At 70.8% G+C, this 18180-nt stretch carries 19 protein-coding genes; 11 read left to right on the top strand and 8 right to left on the bottom strand.

The genetic code is table 11. The features are described 5' to 3' along the window. Positions 1-112: 112 nt before the first annotated feature. The 3 genes from D7044_RS26220 (at position 113) to D7044_RS26210 (ending at position 2617) form a co-directional block, all read left to right on the top strand. Complete coding sequence (locus D7044_RS26220) at positions 113-724, top strand: PadR family transcriptional regulator (protein ID WP_120673363.1); 612 nt, start codon at positions 113-115, stop codon at positions 722-724. A gap of 160 nt (positions 725-884) precedes the next feature. Next, complete coding sequence (locus D7044_RS26215; protein ID WP_120673362.1) at positions 885-1844, top strand: ATP-binding cassette domain-containing protein; 960 nt, start codon at positions 885-887, stop codon at positions 1842-1844. Positions 1845-1861: 17 nt separating this feature from the next. Next, positions 1862-2617 carry an ABC transporter permease gene (locus D7044_RS26210; protein ID WP_120690478.1) on the top strand — a complete coding sequence of 252 codons (756 nt, stop codon included), beginning with the start codon at positions 1862-1864 and terminating at the stop codon, positions 2615-2617. 177 nt (positions 2618-2794) lie between these two features. Here the strand turns inward: D7044_RS26210 and D7044_RS26205 are convergent, their stop codons facing one another. From D7044_RS26205 to D7044_RS26180, 6 genes are all read right to left on the bottom strand, one after another. Then, positions 2795-3448 carry an O-methyltransferase gene (locus D7044_RS26205; protein WP_120690477.1) on the bottom strand — a complete coding sequence of 218 codons (654 nt, stop codon included), beginning with the start codon at positions 3446-3448 and terminating at the stop codon, positions 2795-2797. A 9-nt stretch (positions 3449-3457) separates the two neighbouring features. Next, positions 3458-4114, bottom strand: coding sequence for a Maf family protein (locus D7044_RS26200; protein ID WP_120690476.1), 657 nt, complete (start codon positions 4112-4114; stop codon positions 3458-3460). A 300-nt stretch (positions 4115-4414) separates the two neighbouring features. After that, the gene (locus tag D7044_RS26195) at positions 4415-5557 is read right to left on the bottom strand and encodes a S8 family serine peptidase (RefSeq protein ID WP_120690513.1); all 1143 of its coding nucleotides are present in this window, start codon (positions 5555-5557) and stop codon (positions 4415-4417) included. Positions 5558-5589: 32 nt separating this feature from the next. Then, complete coding sequence (locus D7044_RS26190; RefSeq protein WP_120690475.1) at positions 5590-6969, bottom strand: hypothetical protein; 1380 nt, start codon at positions 6967-6969, stop codon at positions 5590-5592. Continuing rightward, the gene (locus D7044_RS26185; RefSeq protein WP_120673357.1) at positions 6966-7424 is read right to left on the bottom strand and encodes a hypothetical protein; all 459 of its coding nucleotides are present in this window, start codon (positions 7422-7424) and stop codon (positions 6966-6968) included. Before D7044_RS26185 ends, D7044_RS26190 begins: the two co-directional genes overlap by 4 nt. Before the next feature lie 205 nt (positions 7425-7629). Next, positions 7630-7839, bottom strand: coding sequence for an acyl-CoA carboxylase epsilon subunit (locus D7044_RS26180; RefSeq protein WP_120690512.1), 210 nt, complete (start codon positions 7837-7839; stop codon positions 7630-7632). A gap of 92 nt (positions 7840-7931) precedes the next feature. On the opposite strand from D7044_RS26180, the gene D7044_RS26175 reads away from it, so the two are divergent. Both D7044_RS26175 and D7044_RS26170 read left to right on the top strand, forming a co-directional pair. After that, positions 7932-10118, top strand: coding sequence for a serine/threonine-protein kinase (locus D7044_RS26175; protein ID WP_120690474.1), 2187 nt, complete (start codon positions 7932-7934; stop codon positions 10116-10118). An 88-nt stretch (positions 10119-10206) separates the two neighbouring features. Then, a complete protein-coding gene (locus D7044_RS26170) occupies positions 10207-10449 on the top strand; it encodes a hypothetical protein (protein ID WP_120690473.1) in 243 nt (80 codons plus the stop codon). Positions 10450-10533: 84 nt separating this feature from the next. On the opposite strand, the gene D7044_RS26165 is transcribed toward D7044_RS26170, so the two are convergent. Then, complete coding sequence (locus tag D7044_RS26165; protein WP_120673354.1) at positions 10534-11289, bottom strand: lysozyme; 756 nt, start codon at positions 11287-11289, stop codon at positions 10534-10536. A 195-nt stretch (positions 11290-11484) separates the two neighbouring features. Between D7044_RS26165 and D7044_RS26160 the strand changes: the two genes are divergently transcribed. The 4 genes from D7044_RS26160 to D7044_RS26145 all read left to right on the top strand — a co-directional run bounded on the left by D7044_RS26160 (position 11485) and on the right by D7044_RS26145 (position 14694). Beyond that, entirely contained in the window at positions 11485-12231 is a 747-nt protein-coding gene (locus tag D7044_RS26160; protein WP_120690472.1) for a M50 family metallopeptidase, read from the top strand. A gap of 62 nt (positions 12232-12293) precedes the next feature. Further along, on the top strand, positions 12294-13277 hold the full coding sequence (locus tag D7044_RS26155; RefSeq protein WP_120690511.1) for a ketopantoate reductase family protein: 984 nt from the start codon (positions 12294-12296) through the stop codon (positions 13275-13277). A gap of 63 nt (positions 13278-13340) precedes the next feature. Further along, complete coding sequence (locus tag D7044_RS26150) at positions 13341-13841, top strand: SigE family RNA polymerase sigma factor (protein ID WP_120673352.1); 501 nt, start codon at positions 13341-13343, stop codon at positions 13839-13841. Then, positions 13834-14694, top strand: a complete 861-nt coding sequence (locus D7044_RS26145; RefSeq protein WP_120690471.1) for a hypothetical protein — start codon at positions 13834-13836, stop codon at positions 14692-14694. The genes D7044_RS26150 and D7044_RS26145 overlap by 8 nt, the downstream gene beginning before the upstream one ends. 121 nt (positions 14695-14815) lie before the next feature. Here the strand turns inward: D7044_RS26145 and D7044_RS26140 are convergent, their stop codons facing one another. Then, entirely contained in the window at positions 14816-16399 is a 1584-nt protein-coding gene (locus D7044_RS26140; protein ID WP_120673350.1) for an acyl-CoA carboxylase subunit beta, read from the bottom strand. An 86-nt stretch (positions 16400-16485) separates the two neighbouring features. Here D7044_RS26140 and D7044_RS26135 point away from each other — a divergent pair, with 86 nt between their 5' ends. Together D7044_RS26135 and D7044_RS26130 are read left to right on the top strand one after the other, a co-directional pair. Beyond that, positions 16486-17361 carry a biotin--[acetyl-CoA-carboxylase] ligase gene (locus tag D7044_RS26135; RefSeq protein WP_120673349.1) on the top strand — a complete coding sequence of 292 codons (876 nt, stop codon included), beginning with the start codon at positions 16486-16488 and terminating at the stop codon, positions 17359-17361. 152 nt (positions 17362-17513) lie between these two features. Further along, on the top strand, positions 17514-18086 hold the full coding sequence (locus D7044_RS26130) for a PH domain-containing protein (RefSeq protein WP_120673925.1): 573 nt from the start codon (positions 17514-17516) through the stop codon (positions 18084-18086). Positions 18087-18180: the final 94 nt, after the last annotated feature.

The following is an 18180-nucleotide window of genomic DNA, read 5'->3' as shown; positions in this document are numbered from 1 at the left end:
TGTATAGGCCATCCCGGCGGGCCCTAACGATCGCTCAGTGTGGGTTGGGGCACGGTCACATCGCGCTCTAGTCAAATTTGCCTAATACGCTTGTGCCGTGTCTGCCACCCGAATGATGATTCTCGGTCTGGTCCGCTGGATGCAGCCCGTGCACGGCTACGACGTGCGGCGCGAGCTGCTCAGCTGGAGCGCCGACAAGTGGGCCAACGTACAGCCCGGCTCGATCTATCACGCCCTGCGCAAGCTGACCGAGGAGGGGCTGCTGCGGGCGGTCGCGACCGAGCAGGTCGGCGGACGCCCGGCCCGCACGACGTACGAGATCACCGAGAAGGGGCAGGACGAGTTCGAGTCGCTGCTGCGCGGCCTCTGGTGGCAGTTGAACGAGCCGGCCGACCCGTTCACGGCGGCCTTCTCGTTCCTGCCGGCGCTGCCGCGCGAGGAGGCGGCGGCCGCGCTGCGGAACCGGGCGAACCTGCTGCGGGCCGGCATGGCGTGGATGCGGACCTCGTTGGAGTCGGACTGGCTGCGCGACACCAAGCCGGTCCACGTGGGTTGGATGTTCGAGCTCTGGACGGCCCGGGCGGAGGCGGAGATCGCGTGGTGCGAGCGCATCGCGGAACGTATCGATTCCGGAGTGTCGTACCTGCCTGCTGGGCTGGAACAGGCGGAGGGTTGGTCCGGGTGGGAGCAGCGACTGCCGGAGCATCCGTCCTCATCTGAATAATCAACGTTGACCAGAAAAGCTATATCGCGTTAGCCTCTTCGCGACGTACGGGGAAGTGCGCCGTCCCACGCTGCCCGCCGCGGCTCGGCGGCCGGCGACCGCGCTGCCTTCCCCGCCGACCCGTGGCCGGGAATACCGGCCCGGACGACCAGGAGCCCGCATGATCGAGACCAGGGGATTACGCAAGTCCTTCCGCTCCCGTGCCGGGCGGGAGACGAAGACCGTCGAAGCGGTACGGGGGGTCGACCTGACCGTCGCCGAGGGCGAGATCTTCGGCTTCCTCGGCCCCAACGGCGCCGGCAAGACGACCACGCTGCGGATGCTCGCCACGTTGATCGAGCCGGACGACGGGGAGGCGATCATCGCGGGCGCCGACCTGCGCAAGGCGCCGGGCGAGGTGCGCCGCCGGATCGGCTACGTGGCCCAGGGCGGCAGCACCTGGGACGAGTCGACCGCCCGCGAGGAGCTGGTGCTCCAGGCCCGGCTCTACGGGATCGGCAAGACCGAGGCGCACCAGCGGGCCGTCCGCGCCCTCGACGCCTTCCAACTCGCCGAGTTCGCCGACCGCAAGTGCAAGACCTACTCCGGCGGCCAGCGGCGGCGGGTGGAGATCGCCCTCGGCATCATCCACGAGCCGAAGATCGTCTTCCTGGACGAGCCCACCACCGGGCTCGACCCGCAGAGCCGCGCACACATGTGGGACGAGATCCGCCGGCTGCGTACCGAGGGGATGACGGTCTTCATCACCACTCACTACCTGGACGAGGCCGACGCGCTCTGCGACCGGATCGCGATCATGGATCACGGTCAGCTGGTCGCCGAGGGCACGCCGGCCGACCTCAAGCGGGAGATCTCCGGCGAGGTCGTCCAGGTCGGCCTCGACGCCGCCGACACCCCGCAGGCCGCGAAGGCGCTCGACGGCGAGGCGTACGTCCGGAAGCTGGAGACCGGCGACGACGGCGGCCTGCGACTGTACGTCGACGAGGGTGCCACGGCGATCCCGCAGATCCTGCGCCGACTCGACCACGCCGGCCTCGCGCTCTCCTCGATCGAGCTGCACCGCCCCAGCCTGGACGACGTCTTCCTCACCAAGACCGGCCGCTCGCTGCGCGAGTCCTGACGAACCGGAGATCGATCATGAAACTCGCCCGCGACACCTGGCTCATCTTCCAACGCCAGTTCCAGCTGCTCGTCCGTAACCCGGTCTGGGTCTTCGTCGGCGTCTTCCAGCCGGTGATGTACCTCCTCCTGTTCGCCCCGCTGCTCAAGCCCGCACTGAACGCGCCGACCCAGGCCGAGGCCTACAAGATCTTCGTACCCGGCCTGCTGGTGCTGCTGGCCATCTTCGGTGGCCTCTTCCAGGGCTTCGGTCTGATCGCCGAGCTGCGCGCCGGGGTGATCGAGCGGTCCCGGGTCACCCCGGTCAGCCGGCTCGCCCTGCTGCTCGGGCGCTCCCTGCGCGACGTCGTCTCGCTGATCGTGCAGGCGATCATCATCACGCTGCTCGCCCTCGCGTTCGACCTGCGGGTCGTCCTGGGAGACCTGCTGCTCGCGTACCTGATGCTCGCGCTGATCGCGCTGATGACCTCGGCCGTCTCGTACGGCGTCGCGCTGAAGGTCAAGAGCGAGGACGCGCTGGCCCCACTGATGAACACCGTCGCCCAGCCGGTGCTCCTGCTCTCCGGCATCCTCCTGCCGCTCAGCTTCGCGCCTGGCTGGTTGCAGGGCGTCGCCGACTGGAACCCGTTCTCGTGGGCGGTCGACGGCACCCGGGCCCTCTTCGCCGGCGACCTGGGCAACGACCGGGTCTGGCAGGGGCTGACCATCATCGCCGTACTCGCCGTGCTCGGCGTCTACTGGGCGGCAAGGCAGTTCGCCCGCAGCGTCCGCTGAAATCACTGGCCGGCTCGCGACTGCTTGCTCGCGGCTCGCGGTCCGCGGCTGGTGGCTCGCGGTGCGCGGCTCGCGGCTGGTGCCTCGCTTGATCCACTCGCCTTCATTGATGTCGGGGTATCGAACGCCGTTCGACACCCCGACATCAATGAACCGGAGTCGATCAGGGTGGCGCCGTCAGTGCACCCGGGCCAGGGTGAGTCCGTCGGCGATCGGCAGCATCACCGCGTCCACCCGGACGTCGGCGAGCACCTCGTCGTTGAAGGCGGCGATGGCCCGGTCGCTCTCGTTCCGTGGGGCGATCACGGCACCGCCGCGCAGCACGTTGTCCACGGCGATGACGCCCCCGGGCCGCATCCGCGGCACCAGCTCGGCCCAGTAGATCGGGTAACCCGTCTTGTCCGCGTCGATGAACGCGAAGTCGAGGTACCGCTCGTGCGGCAGCTCGCGCAGAGTGTCTCCGGCCGGGCCGATGCGCAGCTCGATCCGGTCGTCCACCCCGGCCCGTGCCCAGTAGCGGCGGGCGATCCCGGTGTACTCCTCCGAGATGTCGAAGCAGGTGAGCCGGCCGCCCTCGGCCAGGCCCCGGGCGATCGCCAGCGAGGAGAGCCCGGTGAACGTGCCCACCTCCACCGCCTGCCGTACCCCGAGGATCCGGGTGAGGAAGGTCAGGAACGCGGCCTGCTCCGGCGCGACCTGCATGGTCGCCTCGTCCGGCAGCACCGTGCGGGTCTCCTCCGCGAGGTCGCGGATGATCTCGTCGGGCGGGGATCCGTGCCCGACGAGGTACGCGTGCAGCTCGTCCGTCAGCGGAATCGACTTGGTGGTCATGGTGGCACGCTAACCGAGCGGCTCGACCGACTGGCCGCCCGGCGAGACCTTCGTCCACAGATCGGTGATCCGCAGGTCGAGGTCGGCGAGGAGCTTGCGCAGCAGCGGCAGGGAGAGCCCGATGACGGTACTCGGGTCACCCTCGATCCGCTGCACGAACGGCCCGCCCAACCCGTCGATCGTGAAGGCCCCGGCCACGGCGAGCGGTTCACCGGTGGCGACGTACGTCTGGATCTCCTCGTCGCTGATGTCGGCGAAGTGGACGACCGTGGAGGCGACCGCCTCGGCGCGCCGCACCGCCGTCACGTCGATCAGGCAGTGCCCACTGTGCAGCACCCCGCTGCGTCCACGCATCCGCCGCCAGCGCTGCTCGGCGTCGGCGGCATCGGCCGGCTTTCCGAAGATCTCACCGTCGAACTCGAGCACCGAGTCGCAGCCGATCACCAGGGTGCGCTCCTCGGTGGCCGGCCGCAGCCGGGTGAGCACCGCCTGCGCCTTCAGCCGGGCCAACTCCAGGCAGAGCTCGTCGGCCCGGTCGGTCACCACCAGAGATTCGTCGACGCCGCTGACCAGTACGTCCGGCTCGATACCGGCGGCTTGCAGGATCTTGCGGCGGGCGGGACTCGCGGAGGCGAGCACGAGGCGGAGCGGCAGCTGATCAGGCACGCCGCCGACGTTACCGGCTCAGCCCCTGCCACGGGCCGTGCGGCACCCCCCAACGCCGCCTCCGACCCGGCACCCCGTCCCGCCGGCCCTGTCCCCGACCCGGCGCCCCTCCCGCCGGTCCTGTCCCCGACCCGGCGCCCCTCCCGCCCCCGGAGATCAACTCGCAGATCAACTCGTCTTCCTTGAAGTCGGGGTATCAAGTGGCGTGGGAGGCCCCGACTTCAAGGAAGACGAGTTGACCAACTCGCGGCCGGGCCGCAACCAGGCACCGTTGCAACCGGAACCTCGCGTCGGGGCTCGTCAGCGGCTGATCCGCGGCGGCGGATCGTCCCCGCGCCTGCGTCGACGCACGATCACCGCCCACGTCACAGCGGCCGCCACGATCACACCGAGCGTGGCCAGCCCGCGGACCGTGGCCGCGTTGTCGCTACCGAGACCGTCGCCCGGAGGCTCGGCGGCCGCCGTCGTGCGCGGGCCACCGCCGGCCGGTGCGCTCGCCGTCGCCGATCCGAACCCCAGCGGCGGTACGTCAGCAGTCAACGCCGCAACGATGTCGATCACTCCGTAGCCGTACTCGTCGTCCCGCCCAGGCGGGCCCTTGTCGATGGCGGTCGCAGTGAGTCGATGCACGACCTCCCGCGCCGGCAGGTACGGGTACTTCGACCGAATCAACGCCACAGCCCCCGCAACGATTGCGGTGGCGTCCGACGTTCCAGTGCCCTTGCGGTACTTTCCGTCGATGCTCGTGCTGTAGATGTCGACGGCAGGCGCTACGACATCAATCTTCGGGCCGGTCACCGATACCTCGGCATGATTGCCGGTGCGATCAACCCCGCCAACACTAATGACACCCTCATATAGGGCCGGATACTCCACTGATGTGTCCTCGGGCCGATTGCCGGCGGCGGCTACCACCACTACCTCTGCTGCTAGTGCCGCATTGATCGATTCGGCGAGAGCGGCGTTCGGGCCTCCACTGCTTGAGATGCATATGACCTCTGCGCCGCTTGAGGCAGCGAACAAAATAGCGTTGGCCAGGGCGCCGAACTCGCCTTCATTCTCTTCTGAGGTGAAGGTTAGCGGAAGTACCTTAGCCTTCGGCGCTATCCCCATCGCACCGAATGCGTCTTGACCGTGGGCAGCGATCAATCCCGCCATCCCGGTTCCGTGGCTACTGGGTTCGGATTGCCTGCTCTCAGGGCTTTCGCTGATGAAATTCGCGCTCGGAAGTAGATTGCCCCGCAGATCTGGATGTGGCGCTACGTCGGTGTCGATTACCGCGACGACGACCCCCTCGCCAAGGCTGATCTCGTGCGCTCTCGAGGTCTTCAAGTACTTCAGGTGCCACTGATCGGCTCGAACGTGCTCGCTGCCACTAGTGCTCGGGTCGCTCGGGCTGCTTTCTGGAGTTGTAGCGGCTGTGAGTGTCCCGAGCAGGAGGATGCTGGCCGTCGTACTTGCCCACGCGGCGAGACTCACCGTGTCAGGCCGATGGCCGGTCCGGGGTCTATCGGCCCTTCCTCGTCAGGAGCACGCATCACAGGGGGAACGCCCTTGTCGACATCCCACGGGTGGTCCGGGTCCCAGTTGCGAGACTCCCCGGTCATCTGTCCGGGCTGGTCGAATCGGCTTGGAGAGTGAGCGTCTAACGTTCTCGGGATGTGTGCCGGATGCACGCCGTGAGCGCCTGGGAAGCCGCGGGTACCGCCCGGGCGGGTTCCGGCCGCGCCGGTAGGAGAGGTGCCTGCGCCGCCACCGATGACCCCACCAATCGGATTCACGCGACGTGGTGCGGCTCCGCCACCGACTGGCTGACCCATTCCTGGTCCAGGCATGCCTCCAATCAGGCCGCTGGAAGGCAGTGAATGGAAGGGCGGCGCTTTAGTTGAATTCTGGATTTTGCTCGAGCTTTCGATTGCTGGTTTGGTAGGCGGATGGGAAACGCGTTCTCCGCCTATCGGAGCTTGTGGGCTAAAGGCAATGGGTGCTGTAGGCGAGCGAGGCGCGCTGGCGTCCGGCGTTATAGCAAGCGGCGGTGGCAGTGCGCCGCCGGACGGGAGAGTGGGGGTCGGAGGCGAAGTGTTGATGTTTGCCCCGCCGAGTATTGGACCGACTCTGCCGGGGGTGGACGCATCGTCCTGTTGCAAAGCGGTTGCCGACGGCCGTGGAGACACGCGGGTCGCTGAATTGGTGCCTACTGGGGCGGGAACGATGGCTGGAATTACCGGAACGGCGCCAGCGCCGTATACGTCGGGATCTGCCGTGTCTTTGCCGGAAGGCCTAGGTGCCGGTGGCGGCTGGCGTAGCGCCGCCTGGGCTTGCTGGAGTTCGGTGCTGAGGCCGTACATGATGCCGCGCGCCTGGACGTTCAGCTGCTCAAGGTCGGCGTCGGTGACCGGCCGATCCGTCACGCGGCTGCCCATGGCTGCCTTCGGGTCGGCGGCCGTCGCCTCGTACGCCCGCTTCTGCTGGAGTTTGGCCGCGTACTCCTCGTGGATCTTCTGAAGTCTGGTGCGGGTGCCGCCGATGGCCTGGGTGGCGGCGGCGAGCGCGGTGTAGTTCGTGGCGGCGGCGTCGTGGGTACGGCGCACCTTGTCGATCAGCTCGTCGAGCTGGCTGAGGTACGCGAGGGCGGCCGTGTTGCTGGCCGGCGGCCATGCTGCGGCGAGACCCCGTCGGTACTCCTGGAGCCGGCTGAGGTGGGCCTGCGCCAGGTCGCAGATCTTGCGCCAGCCGGCGACCTGCTTCCAGTGGTTGGCGGTGTCGTGGTCCTGCAGGCAGGCCCACATGCTGTTCACGTCCATCCGGTGCCAGTCGGTGAGGCTGGACGTGCGGCCGCTGCCTCGTTCGATCATCTGTTCACCGCCGGGCCGTTCTCCGGACCGGTCGGGTCTCCCAGCAGCACCGATGGCGGTCCGGCGGCCCCGACGGCGCGGGGGTTGGCGAGCGCGTGCTCGACGTCCGCGACCCTCGCCGCGGAGAAGGCGTCGGCGCCGGCGTACCGGTCGGCGACCGTGCCCGCCGCGGCGGCGAGGTGGCCGGTGGCGCCGCAGACGCCCCAGACCATGTCGACGCTGGCCTGCTGGGTCTCGTGGTGGGCCTGCAGGAAGTGCACCAGCTCGATGAACGCGTCGCAGGGGTTGGGCAGCGGCGCGGTCACGTCCTCGGCGATGCGCGGCAGGTGCGGCGCGTAGTTGCGCTCGACCTCGGCGGTGAGCCGGTCGGCGAACTCTCGCAGTTGGCGGATGTCGGCGTCGATCGAACCGTAGCCGCTCAGCCAGGCCGGCGGGCGGTCCTCTCCAGGGATCATCGACCCTCCCATACCGTCACGACGCCGTGTCCCTGAGTGAGGTTAACGGCTGACAGTCCCCCAGGCAGCCCCACAAGCCCCCAGGCAGCCCCGCGATTGCGGCAATGCCTCATAAGGACATGAGGCCCATGAAGACATGATTGCGGCAGCCCCTAATAAGAACAGTGCCGGGCGAGCGGGGGGAACGGTGAGCGCCTGCCAGGGATCAGCTGGGCAGGCCGGAGGCGCGCCAGGCCCCGGGGCCGGCGGTGACGCCGACGGCCGGCCGTCCGCTGCGCGCCCAGGCGGAGGCGGCGGCGGGGGCGGGCGCGGCGGCCGGACGCGACCGGCTGACGACCGCGCCCACCAGCGCGGCCAGCTCCTCGGCGGTCGGAACCCCGCGGACGACCCGGAGCAGCGGCTCTTCGGCAGACATGAGGTCAGGGTACGCGCCGAGCTTCCGGAGCTTCACCGCAACGTGGCGTGCCGCCGGTGTGGCTGTCAGCGTGGCCGGGTACCGTCTCAGCGATGTCGAACGCGCTTCCCCAACTCGTCGCTGACCGGTACCGGCTGCTTTCGCCGCTCGGTCAGGGTGGCATGGGTCGGGTGTGGAAGGCGCGTGACGAGGTGCTGCACCGCGACGTGGCCATCAAGGAACTGGTCCCGCCGCCCAGCCTCACCGATGACGAGCGTCGTGAGATGCGGGAACGCTCGCTGCGGGAGGCCCGGGCCATCGCCCGGCTCAACCACATCAACGTCGTCCGTATCTTCGACGTGCTGCGTACCGACGGTGACCCGTGGATCGTCATGGAGTACGTCGCGTCGAGGTCGTTGCAGGACACTCTTGCCGAGTCCGGCCCGGTGCCGTCGGCCCGCGCGATCGAGATCGGTCTCGGTGTGCTCGGCGCGCTGAAGTCCGCGCACAAGGCCGGGGTGATGCACCGTGACGTCAAGCCGGGCAACGTGCTCCTCGGCAACGACGGTCGGGTGGTGCTGACCGATTTCGGACTCGCCACCATCCCGGGTGACCCGAACGTCACCCGCACCGGCATGGTGCTCGGCTCGCCCGCGTACATCGCTCCGGAGCGGGCCCACGACGGCACCGCCGGCCCGGAGGCCGACCTCTGGTCGCTGGGCGCCACCCTCTACGCGGCGGTCGAGGGGAAGTCACCGTACGCGCGGCCGTCGGCGATCGCGACGCTCGCGGCGCTGGCCACCGAGCCGTTGCCGCCGCCGAAGAACGCCGGTCCGCTGAAGCCGGTGTTGCAGGGGCTGCTGCGCAAGGACCCGCGGGAGCGGATCGACGCGGAGACGGCGGAGCGCATGCTGCGTCGCGCCAACGGGCGGCGGGCGCGGGGAATCTCGCTGCTCGACGGCGTACGCAGGCCGGGGCCGAACGGCCCGCGACTGCCGCGCCCGACCGTGGTGCCGGCCCCGCGCCCGGCCGAGCCGCCGGTCGCCCCACCGGCGCCTCGCGCGCCGTCGGCGGCGGCTCTGGCGGGGCCGGCGGCGGAGGCCACCGCGAAGGTTCCTGCCGGCGCCGACGCCGCCCCGACCGCGAAGGTCGAGCGGTCCACCGTGGACGCGGAGCCCACTACGAAGGTCGACCGGCCGACGCCCGTCGTGAGCGCCGACCCGACCGCGAAGATCGACCTTCCGGCCGGGGACGCCGAGCCGACGACGACTGTCGACCGATCGACCGCAGACGACGCGCCGACGGCCAAGGCCGACCGCGCGACGACTGACGATGTGCCGACGGCGAAGGTCGACCGGTCGACGCTCGACGCCGACCGCACCGCCAAGATGGAGCGTCCGGCCACCTCCGCGCAGAGCCGGCCCGACACGAAGGCCGGCGGCTCCGGGTCATCGGTCGAGGAGTCGAAGCCGGCCGACGGTCGGCGGACCGAGCGACCCGTCGCCGCGCCGCGCCGGCCGGCCAATCCGACGTCGGTGTTGCCGGTGAGCCCACCGGCCGGGCCGACCGGGCGTGCGCCGATCCCGGCGACCGGCGGCATGCCGGACGATCGGAAGCGACGCAACCTGCTGGTCGGCGTGCTGGTGGCCGTGCTTCTGGTCGGCCTCGCGGTGGCCGTGCCGCTCTTGACCAGTGGCGACGACCCCGAGGACGATGGCCGTCCGGCGGCCGGGTCGAGCGTCGGCTCCGTCTCCGCGCCGCCAGGCTCCGCGCCCGCCTCACCGCCGCCGACCAGCGCCGCGCCGAGCGTGACGCCGAGCGCCAGCCTTTCCCCGAGCACCTCCCCGAGCAGCGGCATTCCGGCCGGGTGGTCGTTGCGCAAGGATCCGGTCGGCTTCTCACTGCCGATTCCGAAGGGGTGGACCCGCAGCGCCGGCGAAACCTGGGTGCGTTACGCGGACCCGAACGGCGTCGGGGAGCTGACGATCGACCGGACTAACACTCCGGGGTCGAACGCTAAGAAGGCCTGGCAGGACATCGAGCCGGCCCGGAAGCGGCTGGTGAACAACTACGAGAAGCTCAGCCTGGAATCCATCGACTGCCGATGGCGGACCTGCGCGGACTGGGACTGGCTGGAGACCCGCGACGGCACCCGGATCCACGTCCGGAACCGGGGCTTCGTGACCGCGCACAACCGGGGCTTCGCCCTCCGCTTCGAGGTCGCGCAGAAGGACTGGAACGCCAGCCTGCCCAACTTCGAAATGATCTTCCGCGAGTTCGTGTCGGACCGGCAGGACTGACCACGCGAGTCGCACCGGTGTGAGGCTTCCTCGCATGACCTTCCGCCGTCCGGGGTAACTGGACCTTGACGACGGAAGGAGGTACGACATGGGTTACCGACGGAGGGACGCCCGGCCGCGGCTGGCACTGTGGATGCTCGTGGCGTTCGGCGACGCGGTCCTGCTCCTGGCCGGTCTCGGGATTCCGGCGCTCGTCGCGCTGGTCAGCGTCGTGGCCGTCACCGTCGCCGGGGTGGGTGCCTGGCTGGTGGCCCGACGGGCCGCGCTGGTCCGGGAGGAGACGATGCCCGCCCGGGTCGCGGTGCCGGTCCGTTACCGGCGGCGGGTCTGACGTACACGCAGGTGGCCGTGGCGGCAGCCGGACCGGTTGTCGACCGTACGGTGACAGTCGATCCCGCTGCCGCCACCTGCCCGTTCACGGGGTGTTGTTCGCCAGCGCGATCAGGCGTGAGCGGTCGCCGTTCCAGTAGTTGCGGTCGACGTTGCCGCTGATGCCGGCGACGCTGCCGGTGCTGGTGTACTGCCAGAAGCTCCAGACCGGGGCGCCGGCCGGCAGGGTGCCGGGCGCGCTGGCCCAGCGGGCGATCCAGAGCGGGTGGTTGCCCCACGGCCCGCTCCAGCTGCCGGTGCACTGGTTCCACCAGCTGGTGGTGGTGTAGATGACGGCGTAGCGGCCGGTGCGTGAGCGGTAGGTGTTGAGGAAGTCCTGCACCCAGTTGCGCATCCCGGTGGTGCTGAGGCCGTAGCAGTAGCCGCCGCTGTACGGGTTGGCCTCCAGGTCCAGGGCTGCGGGGAGGGTGCGGCTGTCGGCCGACCAGGCGCCGCCGTTGGAGGCCAGGTAGTTGGCCTGGACGGCGCCGGAGGAGATGTTGGGGCGGGCGAAGTGGTACGCCCCGCGGATGACGCCCGCGTTGTAGGCGGCCACGTAGTTGGTGTTGAAGCGCGGATCCTTGTAGCTCGTGCCCTCGGTGGCCTTGATGAAGGCGAACTGGATGCCCGCGTTGCGGACGCTGGTCCAGTTGATGACGCCCTGGTAGTGGGAGACATCGATGCCGGGAACGGTGGCGGCGGCGGCCGGGCCGGTGGTGGCGACGAGCGTCGCGGCCGCAGTGGCGAGGACGGTGAGGCCGGCTGCGAGGAGACGGCGCAGCGGTGATCCGGTGCGGGACATGGATACCTCCAGGAAGCGGGGGCATATCTATTGATGGAAATCTTTGGAGCTAATCACCCAAGATCGCAAGGGGGGCAAAAGAAACTTTCAGCGGCGGTGCTATGGCGCCCGGCAGCCAGCACGTGACGTGCTCGGTACGCGACCATGCGTGACGGAGGTGATCTCCGGTGCCCCGGGCCGGTAGGCTCGCGCCCCATGGTGTCGTTCGACGGGCTGACCGACCTCTGGGACCGGCTGTTCGGTGCACAGCCCGACCCGCCGCCGCTGCTGGTCGTGCTGACCGGTCTCGCCGCGCTGGTGGTGGTCTCCACCCGGCTCCCGTGGCGGGTCGCCCGCAACGCGATCACCATCGCCCACGAGGGCGGTCACGCGCTGATCGCCCTGCTCACCGGCCGCAAACTGCGCGGCATCCGGCTGCACTCGGACACCTCGGGGCTGACCCTCTCCGCCGGCCGTCCCACCGGGCTGGGCATGATCCTCACGCTGCTCGCCGGGTACGTCGCCCCGCCGCTGGTCGGGCTCGCCGGGGCCTGGCTGCTCGGCGGCAACCGGATCACCCTGCTGCTCTGGGTGGCCGTCGCGCTGCTGCTCGCGATGCTCGTGATGATCCGCAACGCCTTCGGCGTGATCTCACTGCTCGTCACCGGCGGCGTGGTGCTCGCCGTCTCCTGGTACGCCTCGCCGCAGGTGCAGGCCGCGTTCGCGTACACCGGGGTGTGGTTCCTGCTGCTCGGCGGCGTACGGCCGGTGGTCGAGCTGCAACGGCTGCGCTCCCGGGGCCGCATGCCCGCCTCCGACGCCGACCAACTCGCCGGGCTAACCCCGTTCCCGGCGTTCTTCTGGGTCACCGTCTTCGCCCTGGTCAACCTGGCCGTGCTGGCCGTGGGCGCCGCCCTGCTGGCCGATCCCCTCCTGGACGGCACCCCACTGCCCACCCTCTGACCGGGATCGACCGACCGCAGGGCCTGATCGGCACCGGCCGGGGCGGGGGCAGAATGGGCCTCATGCGGTACGTGATCATTGGGGCCGGCGCCGTGGGCGGGACCATCGGCGCACGACTGGCGACGGCCGGGCAGGACGTCACGTTGGTGGCGCGCGGCGCGCACCTGACCGCCCTGCGGGAACGCGGCCTCACCCTCCGACAGCCGGAGCAGGAGCGGACGGTACGGCTGCCGGCGCTCGACGGCCCGGACGGGCGGCCGTTGCCGGCCGACACCGTGCTCGTGCTCGCCGTCAAGTCGCAGGACACCGCCGGCGCCCTGGCGGCCTGGGTCGACGCCCCGGTGGTCGGCGGCGGTACCGCAGGTGAGCGGCTGCCCCTGTTCACCGCGCAGAACGGGGTGGCCAACGAGCCCGCCGCCCTGCGGCTCTTCGCCCGGGTGCACGGGGTGTGTGTCTGGCTCCCCGCGACCCATCTCGAACCGGGCGTCGTGGTGGCCAACGGCCACCCGCATCCCGGGGTGCTGCACCTCGGCCGCTACCCGTCCGGCCCGGACGACACCGACCGGGCGGTCGCCTCCGACCTCACCGCCGCCGGTTTCGTCGCGCCACTGCGGCCGGACGTCATGCGCTGGAAGTACGGCAAGCTGCTGGGCAACCTCGGTAACGCGCTTCAGGCGCTCTTCGGTCGGGACGTCCCCGAGGACCTGGCCGGCCGGATCCGGGCCGAGGGCGAGGCGGTGCTGGCCGCGGCCGGCATCGCGTACACCAGCCGGGCGGAGGAGGCGGCCGAACGCGGCGACCTCGTGCAGCACCGACCGGTTGGCGGCGAGCAACGGTCCGGCGGATCCACCTGGCAGAGCCTGGCCCGAGGCGCCGGCGCGGTCGAGACCGACCACCTCAACGGGGAGGTCGTGCTGCTGGGCCGGCTGCACGGCGTACCGACACCGGCCAACGCCGCCGTGCAGCAGGCGGTACGCCGCGCCGTGCGGGAACGGATCCCGGCCGGCGGATTCCCGCCGGACGAGCTGGCGAAATTGCTCGGCTGACCGGGGCAACCGCGTGCACCGTGCGGCGCGTGTCCACTGCGACCGCACGGGGGAGGTGGCCAGGTGCCGGACGTCGAAGGGTTCGACGAGTTCTACCGGGGCAGCCGGCAACGGTTGCTCGGGTTCGTGTACGTACTCACCGGCAACCTCGCCGAGGCGCAGGACGCGGTGCAGGAGGCGTACATCCGGGCCTGGCAGCGCTGGTCGACGGTGAGCGGCTACGACGACCCGGAGGCGTGGACCCGGGTCGTCGCCAGCCGGATCGCGGTGAGCCGCTGGCGCAGCCTGCGCAGCCGGGCCCGGGCGTACCTGCGGCACGGTGCCGTCGAGACCACCCCCGGCCCCGGCACCGAGACCGTCGACGTGGTGGCCGCGCTGCGCCGGCTCCCCGAGGAGCAGCGCACCGCGATCGCGCTCTACTACCTGCTCGGCATGCCGGTCGCCGAGGTCGCCCGGGAGACCGACGCCCCGGTGGGGACCGTCAAGGCCCGGCTCTCCCGTGGGCGCACCGCGCTCGCCGGGCTGCTCGCCGTCTCGGACCTGGAGGAGGCCGCAGATGCGTGACTATCCGACGTTCGTCGAGAAGGTGCAGCGGGACCTGCGGGACGTGCGCTGGCCCGACCCGGACGAGATCCGCGCCCGCGCCCGGCGGCGCAGCCGGCGCAACGTCGCTGCGGTGACCGCCGTGCTGGCGCTCGCCGGGGTCTCCGCCATCACGCTCGTCGCACCGGACCACTCCTCGGCACCCCCGGCCGCCTCGGTCGATCCGAGCGGGCCCGTCCGTGCCGAGATCACCACGGAGGCGCTGCTCCGGCCGGCCGACCTCGGGCTCGAGTCGGCGGAGAGCCAGCTCACCGAGTCGGGGCTGGCGGAGCCGATCCGGATCGACGACATGCTCGGCGCCTGCCGGACGAGCCAGGGGCTGTCGCAGACCTGGCCGTCCCGTTGGTCGCGGTCGCAGACCCTCCTGGCCGAGCGGCCGGCGAGCGTCGCCCTCGCCCCCGGTGACGTGCAGGCGATGCAGGACGTCTACCGGCTCACGCCGGGCGGAGCCGAGGCGTTCCTCGCCGACCTCGACCAGATTCTCGCCCCGTGCGTGCAGTGGCGAAGCGTCGGGCCGTACGACTGGAAGGGCCGGGCCGGCACGGCGGAGGCCGTACACCAGTGGCGGATCGTCCGGCGGGACTTCGCGGGGGACGGCGCCGCAATGGTGCAGCACGTCGTGACCCGGGCCCGCGACGTGAAGACCGGGGAGCCGTCCGGCGAGGTGCCCCAGCCCACCTACAAGGCGATCATTCGGGTCGGTGACCTCATCGCGGTGCTCGGCCTCGGGCGGCACGGCACCGAGTCCGAGCTGCTCCAGCTCTCCACGGTGGCGGCCGGCCGGATGTGCCAGGCGGCGAACCCGGGCTGCTGAACCGACAGTTGATCCGAGCAGTTTCAGGGATGTCGTCGCCTCCCGCCGTCAGGAGGCGACACTTTCCCTGAAACTGCTCGGATCCTGGAGCCGGCGTCGGCCACCGGCGGCGAGCGTCGGCTCAGAGCGGGATGTTGCCGTGCTTCTTCGGCGGCAGGGTCTCGCGCTTCGTCCGCAGCACCCGCAGCGCGCGGACGATCTGGCCGCGGGTCTCGTGCGGCGTGATGACGGAGTCGACGTAGCCCCGCTCGGCCGCGACGTATGGGTTGGCGAGGGTGTCCTCGTACTCGGCGATCTTCTCGGCCCGCAGCGCGGCCGGGTCCTCCGCACCCGCCAGCTCCGAGCGGTAGAGGATGTTCACCGCCCCCTGCGCCCCCATCACCGCGATCTGCGCGGTCGGCCAGGCGAAGTTCAGGTCCGCGCCGAGGTGCTTCGAGCCCATCACGTCGTACGCCCCGCCGTACGCCTTGCGCGTGATGACGGTGACCTTCGGGACCGTCGCCTCGGCGTACGCGTAGATCAGCTTCGCGCCCCGGCGGATGATGCCGTCCCACTCCTGCCCGGTGCCGGGGAGGAAGCCGGGAACGTCCACGAAGGTCAGCACCGGAATGTTGAACGCGTCGCAGGTGCGGACGAAGCGGGCGGCCTTCTCCGAGGCGGCGATGTCCAGGGTGCCGGCGAAGTGCATCGGCTGGTTCGCCACGACGCCGACCGGCCGCCCCTCGACCCGGCCGTAGCCGACGAGGATGTTCTGCGCGTAGAGCGGCTGGACCTCGAGGAACTCCCCGTCGTCGAGCACGTGCTCGATCACCCGGTGCATGTCGTAGGGCTGGTTGGCCGAGTCGGGGATCAGCGTGTCCAGCTCCCGGTCCTCGTCGGTCACCGACAGCTCGGCCGGGGCGTCGTAGACCACCGGCTCGTCCAGGTTGTTCGACGGCAGGTACGACAGGAGGGCCTTGACGTACTCGATCGCGTCCTCCTCGTCAGTGGCGAGGTAGTGCGCGTTGCCGCTGCGGGTGTTGTGGGTGTGCGCGCCGCCCAGCTCCTCCATGCCCACGTCCTCGCCGGTGACGGTCTTGATCACGTCCGGGCCGGTGATGAACATGTGCGAGGTCTGGTCGACCATGACGGTGAAGTCGGTGACCGCGGGGGAGTAGACGGCGCCGCCCGCGCACGGCCCCATCACCAGCGAGATCTGCGGGATGACGCCGGAGGCCCGTACGTTGCGGAAGAAGATCTCCCCGTAGAGGCCGAGGCTGGCCACGCCCTCCTGGATGCGGGCGCCGCCGGAGTCGTTGATGCCGATCACCGGGCAACCGATCTTCATGGCGAGGTCCATCAGCTTGACGATCTTCTCGCCGAAGACCTCGCCGAGGGAGCCGCCGAAGACGGTGAAGTCCTGGGCGAAGACGCAGACCTGCCGGCCGTCCACCGTGCCGTAACCGGTCACGACACCGTCGCCGTACGGGCGGGACCGCTCCAACCCGAAGTTGGTGGAACGGTGCCGGGCCAGCTCGTCCAGCTCGACGAAGGAGCCCTCGTCGAGCAGCAGTTCGATCCGCTCCCGGGCGGTCTTCTTGCCCCGGGCGTGCTGCTTCTCGACCGCCCGCGCCGAACCGGCGTGCACCGCCTCGTCGACCCGGCGCTCCAGGTCGGCCAGCTTGCCGGCGGTGGTGTGAGTGTTGGTCCCGGTGTCGGTAGTCACCCACGGAATATAACGATGGTTCAGGACCGCGCCGCTGTGCAGTACACCTCAGTACGCTTGCTCACCCCCGGCCGTAGGCTGGCGGAATGCCGGGCTCTCCGTACACGGATCTGGACCGACCGCCGCTCTCGGCGGCGCGACTGCGCCGGGCGCTGGTCGCCCCGTACGGCCCGTGGGCCCGCCTCGAGCTGAAGGCCGAGACCGGCTCCACCAACGCCGACGTCGCCGAGGCGGCTCGGGCGGGCGAGCCCGAGGGGCTGGTGGTGGTCGCCGAGCAGCAGAACGCCGGCCGTGGTCGACGCGGCCGGGTGTGGCAGTCGCCGCCGCGGGCCGGCATCGCGACGAGCGTGCTGCTCCGGCCCGGGGAGGCGGTCGCGGAGCGTGATTGGCCGGCGGCGCCGCCGAGTGCGTACGGCTGGCTGCCGTTGCTGGCCGGGGTCGCGCTCGTGGAGGCGGTAGCCCGCCTGGGCGAGCTGGACGCCACCCTGAAGTGGCCCAACGACCTGCTGATCGATGGGGCGAAGTGCGCCGGTCTGCTCGCCGAGGCGGTGCCGGGTGTGGCCGGGGACCAGCCACCGGCCGTCGTCGTCGGCATCGGGCTCAACGTCACGCTCCGCGCCGACGAGCTGCCCGAGAATCCGACCGGGCTGCCGGCCACCTCGCTGCAGCTGGCCGGCGCGGCGACCACCGACCGTGACCCGCTGCTGAGGGCGCTGCTGCGGGCGCTGGCCGACTGGTACGACCGGTGGCGTAGCGCCGGGGGCGACGCGGTCGCCAGCGGCCTGCGGGAGGCGTACGTGGCCGCCTGCGCCACGATCGACCGGCCGGTACGGGTGCTGCTTCCCGACGGCAGCGAGTTGACCGGCACCGCGACCGGGGTGGACCGGGACGGCCAGCTGGTGGTCGAGACCTCGGACGGCCCGCGCCAGGTGGCCGCCGGCGACCTCCTGCACCTGCGCTGACGGGTTCGGCCGGTCAGCTCGCCGGCCGTCAGGGTGGGCCGGTGCCGAACGGCAGGATGGTGGGGGGTCAGTGACGGCCGACCGCGCGGCTGATGGTCGGATGTGCGGTGGCCGGTTACGGTCACCGCGTCCGTTTCTGCGAGGAGGTTCGCGTGGCGTTCCCTGAAGACGTGCTCACCGAGGACGAGCACGTCGTGTTGCACCTGCACCCGCACTGGAAGGCCCTGATCCGGCCGGTGGTGGTGCTGGTGCTGGCCGTCGCCGCGGTGGTGGTCGGTACGGTACTGCTGCCCGCCGGCACCGGCGGGTCGGTCGGGCTGGCCGTGATCGGGGCGCTCGCCCTGGTGGCGGTGGTCTGGTTCACGCTCTGGCCGTTCCTGGTCTGGCGCACCACCCACTACCTCTTCACCAACGAGCGGGTGCTGCTCCAGCACGGTGTCTTCTCCCGCGACCGCCGGGACATCCCGCTCACCCGGGTGAACGACCACTCGATGAGCCAGAAGTTCATCGAGCGGCTGCTCGGCGCGGGCACGCTGACCATCGAGTCCGCCGGTGAGCGTGGCCAGTCCGTCCTCGCCGACGTTCCCAATGTCGGTCAGGTGCAGACGAAGCTCTACGAGTTGGTCGAGGAGCAGCACGACAAGCACTCGCTGGGTGACGGTGAGATGCGGGACATCCTGGCCGACATGCGCGAGGGCAAGCCTCTGCGCGACCCCTCCGCCTGATCCGCCTGCGTCAGGCTCGTCGGCGAACTGCCGTCGATCATGAGGTTGTTGTCGCGACACGCCGAGCGCGGCGGCAACAACTTCATGATCACCC

The organism is Micromonospora musae (assembly GCF_003626635.1).
Classification (GTDB): Bacteria; Actinomycetota; Actinomycetes; order Mycobacteriales; family Micromonosporaceae; genus Micromonospora; species Micromonospora musae.
Note: the sequence above shows the minus strand (reverse complement) of the source record. Positions and strands in the feature narration are given on the sequence as shown.